The sequence below is a fragment of the Duganella sp. CF458 genome (assembly GCF_900113115.1).
Lineage (GTDB): Bacteria > Pseudomonadota > Gammaproteobacteria > Burkholderiales > Burkholderiaceae_D > Rugamonas.
On record NZ_FOOF01000001.1, the window covers coordinates 83156 to 98358 of the forward strand.

Genomic DNA, 15203 nt, shown 5'->3' on the forward strand with positions numbered 1-15203 from the left:
TGGAGATCAGCCATGACCTTTGTTCGCGCGCTTTGTCTTTTTGCTGCCCTGACCCTGAATTCAGCGACAGCGGCACCAACGCCGGAGCAGGAAGTGATGGCCGTCACGCAAGCGGCGTGTGAAGCTTTTCGATTGCGCGATATTCCAGCGCTGGAGCGCTTGCTGGCTCCCGAATTCAATCTCGTGAGCTCAAACTCCGACATTCAAAGCCGCGCGCAAGCGATTCAGGAAGTTCGCGACGGCGATCCCCAGTACGATCGCTTTGAGAACCACAGCATGTCCGCACGCGTGTATGGCGATGCGGCCATCGTCCAGGGCATTACGTCGCTCAAAGGCCGCTCGGGCGGAAAGCCGTTTGCGCTGGACGTTCGATTCACTGATACCCTGGTGCGTGTTAAGGGTAGTTGGACGATTGTAGTAAGCCATGTAACCAGGATTCCATGAAGCGAGCACTTTTCATTTGCACACAAAACCGTCTGCGCAGCCCGACGGCGGAACACGTATTTGCCGGATGGCCGGATGTGGAGACCGATTCGGCGGGCCTTGGCAATGATGCCGACGTAGCGCAGTCGACCGAGCAGATAGCATGGGCGAACATCATCTTCGTGATGGAGAAAGCTCATCGCAATCGCCTTTCCAGGAATTTCAGGGCGCACCTGAACGGAAAGCGCGTGATCTGCCTCGATATACCTGACGATTACGAATATATGCAGGCCGAGCTGGTCCGGCTTCTGGAAATCAAAGCCGGCAAGTTCCTGCGCTGATCGCACGCCGCCAATGTCCAATCATTCGATCGTTCTACGCTAGAGTCCGTGCCGAGAGATACCAGTTCAAGCGCATCGACAATGCGCGTCGTTACCAAAAGAGCGGACCGGATTATTTGCTATGCTGGAGCTTCTCGCCACGCGGAGAATGACCATGCCCATCAAAAGCGTTGACGATTATGAGATCGAGTTCACAGGCGAACTGCTGGAAGGCACGACGCAATGGGGCGCCTACGTTTCCATCTTCGCCCCATCCGCGAACCCGATGCATATGACCCACATCTACCCAAAACGACGCGTGTCGGCAGACCTTACTTTACTTGACCAGCATGCCGCTGAGGCCGAGGCGGAGCGCGCGGCATTGAAAATCCTGGAAGACTTGCGCTCCTGACCCTATGACCCAAGACGCCAAAATCCGGTTCACTCTCGGCCGGCAACTTCGCACGTGCGCGATCCTATCCGCAATTGCCATCGCAATCATCGCGCTGCTGCACGACAAGCCTAATATGCCCAAGCTGCTGGCCGGGCTGCCCCTACCTCAGCAGGCAGGCGTAGGCCTGGCGGTTGGCATGCTGTACTGGATATTCGGCGTCATTGGCTTCAAATATGCTGCTGCGCGAAAGACTAACGAAGCCACCGTTGAGAGCTACAGCCGTTTGGACTTGAGAGGCTGGAACCCTGTATGGATTGCATTGGCGGCTGGCTTTGGAGAAGAGCTGCTGTTCCGTGGCGCGTTGCAGCCCATGCTTGGCATATGGCTCACGTCCGCGCTATTCGTGCTCGCGCATATCAAGGCCTACAACTTCAACCAGCTGAATGGCCGCGTGCTGATCCAGGCCGGGGGCGTCTTCGTTGTGAGTGTCTTCTTCGGCTTCGTTGCGCAGTATGTCGGACTGGTCGCCGCAATGATTATTCATGCCGCCATCGATATCGCCGGCCTGCTCGCAATCCGCCGCATGTCAATGCAGGGCACGGCAGCCCCGCAAGCTACTGCGCGTGCAGCAGGTCGACTTCCGTAAGCACATCCTTGGCGGGAGCATTGCGCGGCAAGGCGATGATCACGGTAGTGCCTTTGCCAACTTCGGAGTCAACGTGGATGGTGCCGCGCAATACACCGGTGACGAGGTTATAGACGATATTCATGCCCAAGCCTGAACCACCCTGCCCCATCTTGGTGGTGAAGAAGGGATCGTACACCTGGCGCAGCGTGCGCGCGCTCATGCCGTTGCCATCGTCGGCGAAGCGCAGTTCGACATTCTCATCGTCCATTTCAACGCCGCTGATGGTGATGTGTCCCGACTCGCGCCCCTCGAATGCATGCATGATGGCGTTCTGAATTAGGTTGCTCAACACCTGTCCCACGCTGCCGGGATAGGAGATGAAGTTCAGCGTTTCCGGCATCCACACCTTCACTTCGCAGTTGGCGCGCCGTAGCTGGGCAGAGTAAGCAGCAAGCGTGTCGTGCACGACCCCATGCAAGTTGAAGGAACGCCTCTTGTCGGACGTCTGGTCGACGGCTACCTGCTTGAAGGAGTGGATCAGGTCTGCCGCGCGCGTCAGCGAGTTGGTGATGATCGAACACGCCATGCGCGCATCCTTCAAGTGCGTGTCGAGGGCCGAACGCTTGATGCCGCCTTCGGTAAGTTGGCGTTCGAACTCCTTGCACATATCGCTCAACGCCGTCGCTGTCAGCAGGCTGTTGCCGATTGGCGTATTCAGTTCATGCGCAATGCCTGCCACCAGCGCGCCGAGCGACGCCATTTTCTCGGAGGTGATCAGGTTGGCCTGCGCCTGCTTCAACGTCAACAGCACGGCAGACAAATCCTTGTGCGCCAACTCCACGTTGGCCTTCTGCAGCGCCAGCTCGCTCAGGCTGCGTTCCAGGCCATGCTTGGTGTCGACCAGCGCTGCCTCGGTCTGTTTGCGCTCCGTAATATCGATAATCACCCACACGCAGCCCTTGCGCGGCTCGTTCTGGTCCAGCATGCGTCCATTCACCATGCACCACAAGCGCCGGCCATTGGCGCTGGCCAGCTCCAACTCGAAATGCATCGGCGTGTCATCGGCCACGCAGGCAAAAGGATCGCTAAGTCCGCCCGTCAGCATATTGCAGGCACGGCCCGCCAGTTGGCCTGGCTGGTAGCCCATCATCTCCTCCAGCCCCCGGTTGCAGCGCACGATCACGCCGTTGGCGAACAAGCCGATGCCGACGATGGCGCTGTCCTGCAACGCGCGCAATTCGTCGGCCGTAATGCGCAGCTTTTGCGCCAGGGCGCGGCGCCTCTGCAGCGTCATGATCTGTGCGCCAATCAAGGAGCTGATGATGAAACCGGCCAGGGCAATCACGGTAATCAGCCTGAGATCGCGGCTATAGCGCTCGCCCGCATGGCCTTCAAAATTCATGACCCAGCGCCGTTCGCCGACATCGAGCGGGATCTTGCCGACCAGGCCAGGCAACGCCGGCAAGCGGTCGCCCGACCCAAGCTTGCCGAAGCTGTTGAACATCAGGTTATCGACATTGGGCTGCATATTGCCGCCATCATTGATGTAGCCGGCGTCGTTGATGCTGACGTAGAGATGCTGCAGCATCGGGCTGTCGATGGTTTCCGACATCAGGTCGTTCACGCGGAATACGATCGCCACAAAGCCCACCAGCGCCGCATCGCGCTCCTGTTCCGTCAGCAGCGACGCACCGCGCCGATAGATGGGGGCGCGCGCCACGAATCCCGGCTGGCCGCTGGCATCCTGCACCAGCGTAATGCGTTCCGTGGCCACTACGCGGCCGGTGGCTTTCCCCAGTTGCAGGGCCTTGTAATGGGGTGCCAATGCGGCCAGGTCGAGGCCGAAGGCATTTTCATTGCCACGCATCGGCTCGTTGTATTCGATCAGGAAGTGCTCCGGCCGCACCGATGCAGGGTGCACCTTGTAGTCCGGGTAGCCGCCGCTTTGCAGGCTGTCATCGGCGCGGATGCGTGCTGCATAAGTATCTAGTTGACTGGATGACACGCGCCGCACGAACTGAATGGCCTGGAAGCCGGGATAGCGGCGCTTGAGGTCCAGCTCGCGCACGTAGCGGCTGAACTCCACGCGCGAGACATCGTCTTTGACCGCGAAGACGCCCTTAATGCTAAGCAGCATGTCGAAGTAGGTTTGCAGGCGAAGCTGGGTGTCGCGCGCAATCTTTTGCGTATCGCGCTGGAAGGCTTCATTGGTCTGGCGGTCCTGCACATTCACCACGAACATGCAGACCCACACGGTAACGCAAATACCGACAATGAAGGCCAGGTATCCGTGTATGCGCATGCTTGCTCCGACGGGACTGTGGAGACGACTATAGCATAGGGAAACCCGTAATGCGCTGGGGAAACGGTCGGCCGTTGTTAGTCCGTCGCATCCTGGTATCGCTTCGAAATTTCCATCACCTTTTCCTCAGCGGCGAGCAAAGCGTCGACCACGTCCGGGTCGAATTGTTCACCGCTGCCTTGGCGGATCAGCTCGATGGCAGTCTCGTGCGTAAAGGCCGGACGGTACACGCGCTCGGACACCAGCGCATCATAGACATCGGCCACGGCAACCAGGCGCGCCGATACCGGAATGGCATCACCGGCCAGGCCTTGCGGATAGCCGGACCCGTCGTAGCGCTCCTGGTGACTAAAGGTGATTTCGCGCGCGAAGCGCAGGAAGCCGTTGGAGAAGCCCAGCTCACGCTCCACACCGGCAATGGCGTCGCGGCCATGCACGGTGTGCTGCTTCATGATCTCGAATTCCTCCGGCGTCAGGCGGCCCGGCTTGAGCAGGATCGCATCGGGGATGCGCACCTTGCCGATATCGTGCAGCGGGGCGGCCTTGAACAGCAAGGGGATATGCGCCTCCACCAGTTCCTCGGCAAAGCGTGGATTGCCCTGCAACTGGCGCGCCAGCGCCAGCACGATGTGCTGGATGCGGCGCAAATGCGATGGATTTTCTTCATCACGCCATTCGGCCAGGCTGGCGATGGCCCATGCCGCGGCGTCCGCGATCTGGCCCAGTTCGTTCAGCTGGTTGCGCTGGCGTTGAAGCCTGGCGCGCGCTTCGCGCAACTGCAAATGGGTGCCGATGCGGGCGCGCAGCAATTCCGGCACCAGTGGGCGCGCCACCACGTCAGAGGCACCCTCGGCAAGAGCGCTTTGCTCCAGTTCCGGCTGGCCGCGTTCGATCATGGCGATCAACGGAATGCTGGCGGTGTCCGGGTTGCCGCGCAAGCGTTGGCAAACCGCAAAGCCCACGCGCACCACGTCGACCAGGATCAAGTCCGGACGCGGTAGCTGCTGCGCGGCAGCCAAGGCGGCGTCGCCATCGTCGACCGCGCGCACGGCATACTTGTCTTCCAGCAGATGGCTGAGCTGTTGCAGGTGGTCGGCCGATCCGTCAACGATCAGCAGCAGCGGCTTGGTCTTTGGACTCTTCATTGCGGCATGATACCGCACGGGAACTGCGTACAGGGAACGTTCAATCCGAGAGTGCCGGCGAGCCATCCGGCAGGAAGGCGCCGAAACAACGGGTGCATTCGATACAGAACAGGTGGGCCACGCGCACATTCTTCTGGCGCAGGACCAGTTGCAGGTGCCCTTCCTCGCAAATCGGGCAGGTTTCGCGCATGGTTCCGCACGCCAGCACATCGTCCGCCAGGTAGTTTTCGTCGTAACGCACACCATCGACGACGCGCTGCGGATCCAGCTCCACCAGGAAAAGCACGGGCTCCGCGCCGCGCTGGTCGGGCACTGGGTAGGCACCTGAATGATAGTGATTCATTTGATTCATTGTCATCCCCTTTGCCCAGCGCAGGTTACGGGCACTTTAACGATAGTCAAATATTCCTCATCAGGCAAGGTCAATGGAAAAATTTGCTTGCAATTAGATCGCGCGCTATCTATACTCCGGTTCATGGATACGACATCATTTGACCTGGAACAGGTTCCCAAGCTCGACCAGCAACTGTGCTTCGCCTTGTACTCGACGTCCTTGGCGATGAACAAGCTGTACCGCAAGCTGCTGCGCAAGCTGGGCCTGACTTACTCGCAATACCTGGTGATGATGGTGTTGTGGGAACAGGACGAGCAAACCGTGTCTGCCCTGGGCGACCGCCTCTTCCTCGACTCGGCCACGCTGACGCCGCTGCTGAAGCGGATGGAGCAAGCCGAACTGATCACCCGCACCCGTTGCCCGCAAGACGAGCGCCAGGTGATCATTGCCCTCACGCCGCATGGCAGCGAATTGCGCAATGAAGGTGCCAAGCTGCCGGCCTGCGTCCTCGGCGCCAGCGGTTGCGACCTGGAGCAAGTGATCCGCCTGCAACGCGAGCTGTCCGTGTTGCGCACCAGCCTGATGAACAACGCCTAAGAAGCAAATGTCCACCTGGGGTCAGGAACCGAGTGGACATCTTTTAAAATCAATTAAGTAGCACACTATTAAATCGTTAACTAAAGGAGATTTACCATGAAAACCGTTATCGCCGCATCTGCCCTCACCTTCCTCGCCGGTTCCGCCTTCGCCGCCAGCCTGCCAGGCGTCGAGCCGCAAACCGCGCAGTTCCTGAAAGCCATCGAAGGCGGCGCGCCACTCGAGTCGCTGAGTCCTGCCGATGCCCGGCAAGTATTGGTCGGCGCGCAAAAAGGCGCCAAGCTGCCGGCAGCCGACGTGTCGGCAAAGGTGATCGATGTCGACGGCGAAAAGATCAAGCTGCACATCGTGCGCCCCGCCGGCGCCAAGGGCACGCTGCCCGTCTTCATGTTCTTCCACGGCGGCGGCTGGGTGCTGGGCGATTTTCCTACCCATGAACGCCTGGTACGCGACCTGGTCGTGAATTCCGGCGCCGCGGCAGTCTTCGTCGACTACACCCCTTCGCCGGAAGCCGGTTATGGCGTGGCAATCAAGCAAGCCTATGGCGCCACCAAATGGGTCGCGAAGAACGGCAAGGAAATCAAAGTCGACGGTTCGCGGCTCGCGGTGGCCGGCAATAGCGTCGGCGGCAATATGGCAGCAGTCGTGGCGCTGATGGCGAAAGACCAGGGCCAGCCCAAGCTGCGCGCCCAGGTGCTGTTGTGGCCGGTCACCGATGCCAATTTCGATAATGCCTCGTACCAGCAGTTTGCCGAAGGCCACTTCCTGACCCGCAACGCGATGAAATGGTTCTGGAACAACTATACGACCGACCTGGCCAAGCGCAAGGAAATCTACGCATCGCCACTGCAAGCTTCGAGCGAACAGTTGAAAGGCCTGCCGCCAACCCTGATCCAGACCGCCGAATTCGACGTACTGCGTGACGAAGGCGAGGCGTATGGCAAGAAGCTGGATGCCGCCGGTGTCGAAACCACCACCATCCGCTATAACGGCATGATCCACGATTTCGGCCTGCTGAATGTGCTGAGCAACGTGCCGGGTACCAGGACCGCCATGCGCCAGGCAGGAGAAGAACTGAAGTTCCGCCTTAAGTGAAAGATGAAAGTCGGGGTCGGCTCTGGCTTCTCAGGAAACGAAAATGTCCGATTGCCAGAGCTGACCCCGACTTTCACAACGCTTGTTTCAGGTTTTTTACAAATAAACGAAGTGTCGTTGGGAAAAGCTCTCTAGAATAGCCCGGCAGTTATTACAACAAGCATGGGGATTCGATGAAACGCTTTCAATTCGGCCTTGCCGCACTTTGCCTGACGACGACGGCCTTCGCTGCCGAGCCATTCGATGACAAGTTCCGCCAGCTCGAAGAGCTGCTGCCTTCCGCCAACCAGTACCGCACCGCTTCCGGCGCTCCCGGCCACGCCTATTGGCAGCAGCGTGCGGACTACACGATCCGCGCCACGCTGGACGAAGCCAACCGCGCCATCTCCGGCAGCGGCCAGGTCACCTACCACAACAACTCGCCGGATACGCTGCATTACCTGTGGCTGCAGCTTGACCAGAACATCTACAAATCGGATTCCGACGCCCGCATGAGCATGACCGCGCCATCGCGCGAAGCCTGGGGCCATGCCAAGAGCGACGAGGAAGGCATGAAGTACGAAGGCCTGCGCAATATCCTGGCCGGCCGCGATTTCGACGGCGGTTTCAAGATCGGTTCCGTCAAGAGTTCCGGCGGCGCGCCGCTGAAGACCACCATCAACCGCACCATGATGCGCATCGAGCTGCAGCAACCGCTGAAGCCGGGCGAGAAGTTCAGCTTCTCCATCGACTGGACTTACAAGATCAATGAGCAGAAAGTACTGGGCGGCCGTTCCGGCTACGAGTACTTCACCGAGGACAAGAACGCGTTATTCGAAATCGCCCAGTGGTTCCCGCGCATGGCGGCCTATTACGACGTGTACGGCTGGCAGCACAAGCAGTTCCTGGGCGCTGGCGAATTCACGCTGGAATTCGGCGACTACGACGTGCAGATCACCGTGCCGGCCGACCACATCGTGGCGTCGACCGGCGAGCTGCAAAACCCGAACGAGGTACTGACCGCCACCCAGCGCGATCGCCTGGCCAAGGCCCGCACCAGCAAGACCCCCGTCGTCATCGTGACCCAGGCCGAAGCCGAGCAGGCCGAGAAGAACCAGGCCAAGGGCAGCAAGACCTGGCATTTCAAGGCCAGGAACGTGCGCGACTTCGCCTGGGCCTCTTCGCGAAAGTTCATCTGGGATGCGCAAGGTTACAAAAAGGATGGCAGCAACCTGATGGCCATGTCCTATTATCCGAAGGAAGGCAATCCGCTGTGGGAAAAGTATTCGACCGCAGCCATCATCCACACCATCGAGCAGTACAACAAGTACAGCTTCGACTATCCTTACCCGACCGCGATCTCCGTCAACGGCCCGGTGGGCGGCATGGAGTACCCGATGATCTCCTTCAACGGCCCGCGCCCGGTCAAAGACAAGAAGACCGGCGAAATCACCTACACCAAGCGCGCCAAGTATGGCCTGATCGGCGTGGTGATCCACGAGGTCGGCCACAACTACTTCCCGATGATCGTCAACAGCGACGAGCGCCAGTGGACCTGGATGGATGAGGGCCTGAACACCTTCGTGCAGTCGCTGGCCCAGGAAGCGTGGGAAGACAACTATCCGGCCGGACGCGGCGACCCGCGTTTCATCGTCGACTACATGCGTTCCAGGAACCAGGTGCCGATCATGACCAATTCGGAGTCGCTGCTCCAGTTCGGGAACAACGCCTACGCCAAGCCTGCCGCCGCGCTGAACGTCCTGCGCGAGACTGTACTGGGCCGAGAGCTGTTCGACTACGCCTTCCGGGAATATGGTCGTCGCTGGAAGTTCAAACGTCCTACCCCGGCCGACTTCTTCCGCACCATGGAAGACGCTTCGGGCACCGACCTTGACTGGTTCTGGCGCGGCTGGTTCTACACCACCGATCCGGTGGACGTGTCGATCGACGGCATCAGCGAGTACGGCGTAAGCACCAAGAATCCTGAAACGGAAAAGGCCTGGAAGAAGGCGCAGCGCGATGCGGAGCCGGTCTCCATCATCGACCAGCGCAACAAAGGCATGGCGCGCAAGGTCGACGAGCAGCCTGCCCTGAAGGACTTCTACAACGAGCACGACGAGTACACCGTCACCAATGCCGACCGCAACAAGTTCGCCGAGTCGACCGGCGACCTGGAACAATGGGAGAAGGACTTGCTGGCGCAAGGCAAGCACCTGTACCTGGTGGACTTCTCGAACCTGGGCGGCCTGGTCACCCCGCTGGTCCTGCAGATCGAACTGAAGTCGGGCAAGAAGTACATCGAGCGCGTTCCTGCCGAAGTATGGCGCTACTCGCCGAAGAAAATCACCAAAGTCATCGTGACCGACGAGCCGCTGGTATCGCTGGTGCATGACCCGTACTGGGAAACAGCCGACATCGACCAGTCGAACAACGCCTGGCCGCGCAAGGTGACGCCTTCGCGCCTGGAGCTGTTCAAGTCGCGCCAGCCGGAGAACATGATGAAGGACTTCAACACTCCGCTGAAGAAAAAGCAGGAAGCGGAATCCGAAACCAAGTGATGATGCGCTTTAAAGCCGTCCTCGCGGCGGCGCTGCTCTGTTGCGGCGCCGCCGCGCAAGCCCACAATTATCACGTCGGCTTGACGGAGATCAGCTTCAACCCTCGCACGGGCGGCACGGAGGTGGTACATACTTACACGGCGCATGATGTGGAGGCGCTGCTGATGAACCTGTACCAGCGCCAGTTCGACCTTGGTTTGGAGGAGGATCAGGCCGTGTTCCGTCGCTACCTTGAAAAGCGGTTCCGCATCAGCGTCGACGGCAAGCCCTTGCCGCTGAAATGGGTCGGCTTGCAAGCCAATGTCGACAATGTCGTGGTATTCCAGGAGATCGACCAGACCGAACTGCCGCCGGGCGCTGTCCTGCTCGATGGCGTGCTGACCGATTTCCTGCCCCAGCAAGTCAATAACGTCAACGTCAGCGGCCCTGGCCGTCCGACAGCTTCCATCGTTTTCAATCGCGATCGCCGTGAACAAGCGCTTCCGTAACTTCGCCCTGGCAGGGCTGCTGGCGCCGGCCGCCGCCTATGCCGACGACCCATTCATGCAGCGCGTGCTGATCGAAGGCGCGCGCGCCAGCCAGGTCGGGATGGCCGATTCGGCCGGTATGGGCAGCGTGTCGCAGCGCCAGCTCGAAGCGCGCACCATTTACCGTCCCGGCGAAATACTGGAAGCGACGCCTGGGCTGGTGGCCAGCCAGCATAGCGGTGAAGGCAAGGCCAACCAGTTCTATCTGCGCGGCTTCAACCTGGATCACGGCACCGACCTGCGCACCACGGTCGATGGCATGCCGGTCAACCAGCGCAGCCACGCGCACGGCCAGGGCTGGACCGACCTGAATTTCATCATTCCCGAACTGGTGGCCCGTCTCGATTACAACAAGGGTCCGTACAACGCCGGCACCGGCGACTTTTCCTCCGCCGGCGCCGCGGCAATCAGCTATTCCGCCCGTTTGCCGCAGGACCAGGCCGGCGCCACCGCGGGCCAGAACGGCTACGGCCGCGCCCTGCTGGCCGGCTCGCGCGAGTCCGGCAGCAACGGATCCTGGCTTTACGCCCTGGAGACCGTGCACAACGACGGCCCGTTCACGCGCGGCGACAACTACCGCAAGCTGAACGCGGTGCTGCGCTACAGCGAAGGCTTCGCCAACAACGGCTACACCGTCACCGCCATGGCCTATCGCGGCGCATGGAGTGCGACCGACCAGATTCCGCAGCGCGCGGTGGACAGCGGCCTGCTGGGCCGTTTTGACGGCATCGACCCGACTGACGGCGGCCAGGCGCGACGGTTCAGCCTGTCCGCCGCCTGGGCGCGCAGCGACGAAAAGCAGACCACCCGCGCCAACGCCTACATCATCAACAACCGGCTCGAGCTGTTCTCCAACTTCACCTACTTCCTGGACGACCCGGTGCATGGCGACCAGTTTGCCCAGCCGGATCGCCGCGTCACCAGCGGTTTCGATGTAAGCCATAGCTGGCATGACCATCTGGACGACATGGCGTGGAGCACCACGCTGGGCCTGCAGGCGCAAAACGACAATATCTTCAACGCCTTGCAACACACACAAGCGCGGCAGGTGCTGGCGACCGTGCGGGCCGACCATATCGTCGAAACCAGCGCCGCCGTCTACCTGCAACAGCGCCTGCGCGTCACGCCATGGCTGCGGGGCGAAGCCGGCGTGCGGCTGGACCGCTACCGCTTCGCCGTTGGCGGCGCGCGCGCCGACGAAACGCTGGCCAGTCCCAGTATCAGCCTGGCCTTCGGCCCCTGGTCCGGTACGGAGTTCTACCTGAACGCCGGCCGCGGCTTCCACAGCAATGATGCGCGCGGCGTGACGCAGGCACAGGATCCCGCCACGCCATTGGCCCGATCGCGCGGCCTCGAATTCGGCCTGCGCAGCGAAGCGGTCAAGGGCCTGCAGACCGTGCTGGCCTTGTACCGGCTGGATTTCGATTCGGAGCTGGTCTACCTCGGCGACGCCGGCAGCACCGAAGCGGGACGCCCGAGCCGCCGCTATGGCATCGAGTTCTCCAACTACTACAAGCCGTTCAAATGGCTGTCCCTGGACGCCGACCTGGCTTTCGCGCGCGGCCGCTTCCGGCGTGCCGCCCCGGAAGGCGACCGCATTCCCGGTGCGGTCGAAGGCGTGGCGCAACTTGCGGCGACTGTCACTCCGGCCGTTCCCTGGTCCGGCGCCCTGCGCCTGCGCTGGTTCGGCCCGCGGCCGCTGGTGGAAGACAATTCCGTCCGCTCCAAGGCCAGCGCCACCGTCAACGGCCGCCTGGCCTACAAGCTGGCAACCAACGCAACGCTGGAGCTGGAAGGCTTCAACCTGGCCAACCGCCAGGTATCGGCCATCGACTACTTCTACGAGTCGCGCCTGAAGGACGAAGCCGAGTCCACGCCAGGCATCCATTTCCACCCGATCGAGGCCAGATCGTTCCGCCTCAGCCTGAATTACATATTCTAAGTACAATAAAGGGCATGATGACGCCCTTGCCCCAATTGATCCACACCCTGCGCAGCGCAGGCTACGCCCTGCTCAAGCCGGCCGACGTGGCCAGCTTGGCCGGCTGCACCCTGGATGAACTGAACTCCCTGGTCCCGAGCTGGAACGACCTGGCCCCGGACAACTACCTGAAAGACGGCGGCCGCTATCGCCGCCGCCGCCACTCCTGCTTCGTGCAGGACGGCCTGGCCCTGGACCAGACACCCCATCGCGCCCATTGGCAGCCGGTCGAATACAACGCCCTGCACGGCGGCATGCGCCGCCTGTTCGAGCCGATCGCCGCGCAGACGGTCGCCAGCCCAGCCTGGACCAGGCTGGTGGCTGCCATCGGCCAGGCCTGCGCCCAGGTGCGCGGCCAGCATCCCTGGTATGTGGAAGCCCACCAGTTCCGCATCGACACCACCGACGGCATCGGCCGCCCGACTCCGGAAGGCGCGCACCGCGACGGCGTCGACTTCGTGGCCGTGCTGCTGGTTGGCCGCCACGGCATCAAGGGCGGCGAAACCCGCGTGTTCGAGGCCGACGGCCCGAACGGCAAGCGCTTCACCATGACCGAACCCTGGACACTGCTGCTGCTGGACGACGCGGCTGTCATCCATGAATCGACCCCGATCCAGCCGCTGGACGGCAACGGCCACCGCGACACACTGGTCCTTACCTATCGTGACGGCGGTTTCCAAGGCGGCTAAAAAAACGGTATAGTCTGATCACCCAACCATTTCGGAGGTGACTTGGACTCCAGCTACGATATCGCGCCCGATGAGCTGGAAATACTCATCGTCGAAGACAGCCCGACCCAGGCTGAGCGCCTGCGACGGCTGATCAGGTCCTCGGGCTACAAGGCCCGGGTCGCTGCCAACGGTAAACTGGCCCTGGGCGAGATCCACGAATACAAGCCGCACCTGGTCCTGTCCGACATCGTCATGCCCGAGATGAACGGCTATGAACTGTGCCGTGCCATCAAGGCCGATCCCGCCCTGCGCGATATCCCGGTGATCCTGGTCACGTCGCTGACCGACCCCAAGGACATCATCCGCGGCATCGAATGCGGCGCCGACAACTTCATCCGCAAGCCCTACGCCGAAGACTACCTGCTGAACCGCATCGGCCAGATGCTGGTCAACCAGAAGCTGCGCAAGAACTCCAGCATGGAAGTCGGCATCGCCCTTTACCTGGGCGACCAGAAGCACTTCATCAATGCCGAGCGCCAGCAGATCCTCGACCTGTTGATTTCCACGTACGAACAGGCGGTGCAGGTCAATAGCGAGTTGCAGGCGCGCGAACGGCAGGTGATCGAACTGAATATGCGGTTGGCCCACCATGCAGGGGAGCTGGAGACCATCAACCGTGAGATCGCGCTGAAGAACCTGGAACTGGCCGAAGCGAGCCGCATGAAATCCGCTTTCATCGCCAATATGTCGCACGAACTGCGCACGCCGCTGAACGCCATCATCGGCTTTACCGGTGCGCTGCTAATGAAACTTCCAGGCCCGCTGACCGATGAACAGGACCGCCAGCTCAACACCATCCGTGCCAGTGCACGCCACCTGCTTTCCCTGATCAACGACATCCTGGATGTGGCCAAGATCGAAGCCGGCAAAGTCACGCTGACGGTGGAGTCCGTGCACTGCCAGCAGTTGATGGGCGAGGTGGCCGATACCTTGCGTCCCTTGGCTGCGCAGAAGGGCCTGGAAGTCTTCATCGAAATGCCGGAGCCCCCGATCGTCCTGCAAACCGACCGGCGCGCCCTGGCCCAGATCATCATCAACCTGGCCAATAACGCCATCAAGTTTACCGAGAAAGGGATGGTCAGGCTGGCACTGAGCCAGCGCACTGACGAAGAGCAGGCATTGATCACGGAGTTCAGCGTGACCGACAGCGGCAGCGGCATCAAGGAAGAGGACCAGGCCAAGCTGTTCCAGGCATTCTCGCAGCTGGATAACACGTCGACCCGGCATGCGGAAGGCGCCGGCCTTGGACTTTATTTGAGCCAGAACCTGGCCAACCTGCTGGGCGGCTCGCTGTTTTTCAGCAGCGACTTCGGTAAAGGCAGCACTTTCACGCTCGCGCTCAAATGTCGGCACGCATCCTGATCATCGAAGATAACCAGGCCAATATGGACCTGATGACCTATCTGCTGCAGGCTTTCGGCCATCGCCCTCTCTGCGCCACCGACGGTGAGACGGGGGTGGCGATGGCCATCAGCGAAAAGCCCGACCTGATCCTGAGCGACCTGCACCTGCCCAAGCTGGACGGCCTTGGCGTGGTGGCGCGCCTGCGCGCGGATCCGGCCACGCGGGCGATCCCGGTGCTGGCCGCCAGCGCCCTTCCGGTCACCGATGGTTGTGCGGCCTTGCGCCGCGCCGGCTTTTCCGGCTGCCTGCCCAAATCGCTGGAGCCGGATGTCCTGATCCCGGCACTTGAATCCTTCCTGCCTACGCACCTGCGCTCCGCCAGCGCACACCCTGTGCCGACAGCTGCGGCCTCGCCGCCATCCGCCGCCGCAGCGCCCGCAGCCACGGCTGCGCGTGCCCGCGTGCTGCTGCTCGATGCCGCTCCCGAGAATGCCGGCCTGGTCGCGGCCATCCTGGCGCACAGCGGCTACACCGTCAGCACAGCTTCCAATCCCATGGATACCGGCGCCCTGATGGACGGACATACCTACGACCTGGTGCTGTGCGAACTGGGAGTGTTGGAAGAGGGCCGCCTGTCCTTCTTGCGGGATGCGCTGGAGATGGCGCCGGGGCTGCCGGTGCTGGTCATCCGCCCGGATGACGAGGACAACCTCGGTAACCTGGGAACAGGACGCATCAGCGGCGCACTGTCCCACCCGCTCGACCCGCAACAACTGGTGGCGGCCATTGACGGCTTGCTCGGCCGAGCCGCTCGCTAGGCCAGCACCAGCCAAGCCAGCGCAACA

Annotated in this window: 15 protein-coding genes; 12 read left to right on the forward strand and 3 right to left on the reverse strand. The window is 61.5% G+C overall.

What is annotated here, in order from left to right; all coding sequences use genetic code 11:
• Positions 1 to 12 precede the first annotated feature (12 nt).
• From BM269_RS00395 to BM269_RS00410, 4 genes are all read left to right on the forward strand, one after another.
• Positions 13 to 444: a nuclear transport factor 2 family protein gene (locus BM269_RS00395; protein ID WP_090434361.1), complete on the forward strand. Its 432-nt coding sequence runs from the start codon at positions 13 to 15 to the stop codon at positions 442 to 444.
• Positions 441 to 764: a low molecular weight protein tyrosine phosphatase family protein gene (locus BM269_RS00400; protein ID WP_090434364.1), complete on the forward strand. Its 324-nt coding sequence runs from the start codon at positions 441 to 443 to the stop codon at positions 762 to 764. Before BM269_RS00395 ends, BM269_RS00400 begins: the two co-directional genes overlap by 4 nt.
• 154 nt (positions 765 to 918) lie before the next feature.
• On the forward strand, positions 919 to 1155 hold the full coding sequence (locus tag BM269_RS00405; RefSeq protein WP_090435553.1) for a hypothetical protein: 237 nt from the start codon (positions 919 to 921) through the stop codon (positions 1153 to 1155).
• Positions 1156 to 1159: 4 nt separating this feature from the next.
• Positions 1160 to 1783, forward strand: a complete 624-nt coding sequence (locus BM269_RS00410; RefSeq protein WP_090434367.1) for a CPBP family intramembrane glutamic endopeptidase — start codon at positions 1160 to 1162, stop codon at positions 1781 to 1783.
• On the opposite strand, the gene BM269_RS00415 is transcribed toward BM269_RS00410, so the two are convergent.
• From BM269_RS00415 to BM269_RS00425, 3 genes are all read right to left on the reverse strand, one after another.
• Entirely contained in the window at positions 1752 to 4067 is a 2316-nt protein-coding gene (locus tag BM269_RS00415; protein WP_090434369.1) for a CHASE domain-containing protein, read from the reverse strand. The genes BM269_RS00410 and BM269_RS00415 overlap by 32 nt on opposite strands.
• Before the next feature lie 77 nt (positions 4068 to 4144).
• A complete protein-coding gene (locus BM269_RS00420) occupies positions 4145 to 5212 on the reverse strand; it encodes an HD-GYP domain-containing protein (RefSeq protein ID WP_090434372.1) in 1068 nt (355 codons plus the stop codon).
• 40 nt (positions 5213 to 5252) lie between these two features.
• Complete coding sequence (locus tag BM269_RS00425) at positions 5253 to 5564, reverse strand: hypothetical protein (protein WP_139232638.1); 312 nt, start codon at positions 5562 to 5564, stop codon at positions 5253 to 5255.
• Between the two features lie 123 nt (positions 5565 to 5687).
• On the opposite strand from BM269_RS00425, the gene BM269_RS00430 reads away from it, so the two are divergent.
• The 8 genes from BM269_RS00430 to BM269_RS00465 all read left to right on the forward strand — a co-directional run bounded on the left by BM269_RS00430 (position 5688) and on the right by BM269_RS00465 (position 15176).
• Positions 5688 to 6143, forward strand: coding sequence for a MarR family winged helix-turn-helix transcriptional regulator (locus BM269_RS00430; RefSeq protein ID WP_090434378.1), 456 nt, complete (start codon positions 5688 to 5690; stop codon positions 6141 to 6143).
• 96 nt (positions 6144 to 6239) lie between these two features.
• On the forward strand, positions 6240 to 7238 hold the full coding sequence (locus tag BM269_RS00435; protein WP_090434381.1) for an alpha/beta hydrolase: 999 nt from the start codon (positions 6240 to 6242) through the stop codon (positions 7236 to 7238).
• 173 nt (positions 7239 to 7411) lie between these two features.
• Complete coding sequence (locus BM269_RS00440) at positions 7412 to 9775, forward strand: M1 family metallopeptidase (protein ID WP_090434384.1); 2364 nt, start codon at positions 7412 to 7414, stop codon at positions 9773 to 9775.
• Positions 9775 to 10263: a DUF6702 family protein gene (locus tag BM269_RS00445; protein WP_090434387.1), complete on the forward strand. Its 489-nt coding sequence runs from the start codon at positions 9775 to 9777 to the stop codon at positions 10261 to 10263. Before BM269_RS00440 ends, BM269_RS00445 begins: the two co-directional genes overlap by 1 nt.
• Positions 10264 to 10318: 55 nt before the next feature.
• A complete protein-coding gene (locus BM269_RS00450) occupies positions 10319 to 12244 on the forward strand; it encodes a TonB-dependent receptor (protein ID WP_090435554.1) in 1926 nt (641 codons plus the stop codon).
• Between the two features lie 14 nt (positions 12245 to 12258).
• Positions 12259 to 12972, forward strand: a complete 714-nt coding sequence (locus BM269_RS00455; protein WP_090434391.1) for a 2OG-Fe dioxygenase family protein — start codon at positions 12259 to 12261, stop codon at positions 12970 to 12972.
• A gap of 42 nt (positions 12973 to 13014) precedes the next feature.
• Entirely contained in the window at positions 13015 to 14376 is a 1362-nt protein-coding gene (locus BM269_RS00460; RefSeq protein ID WP_090434393.1) for a hybrid sensor histidine kinase/response regulator, read from the forward strand.
• Positions 14358 to 15176, forward strand: a complete 819-nt coding sequence (locus tag BM269_RS00465) for a response regulator (RefSeq protein WP_090434396.1) — start codon at positions 14358 to 14360, stop codon at positions 15174 to 15176. Before BM269_RS00460 ends, BM269_RS00465 begins: the two co-directional genes overlap by 19 nt.
• Positions 15177 to 15203 lie beyond the last annotated feature (27 nt).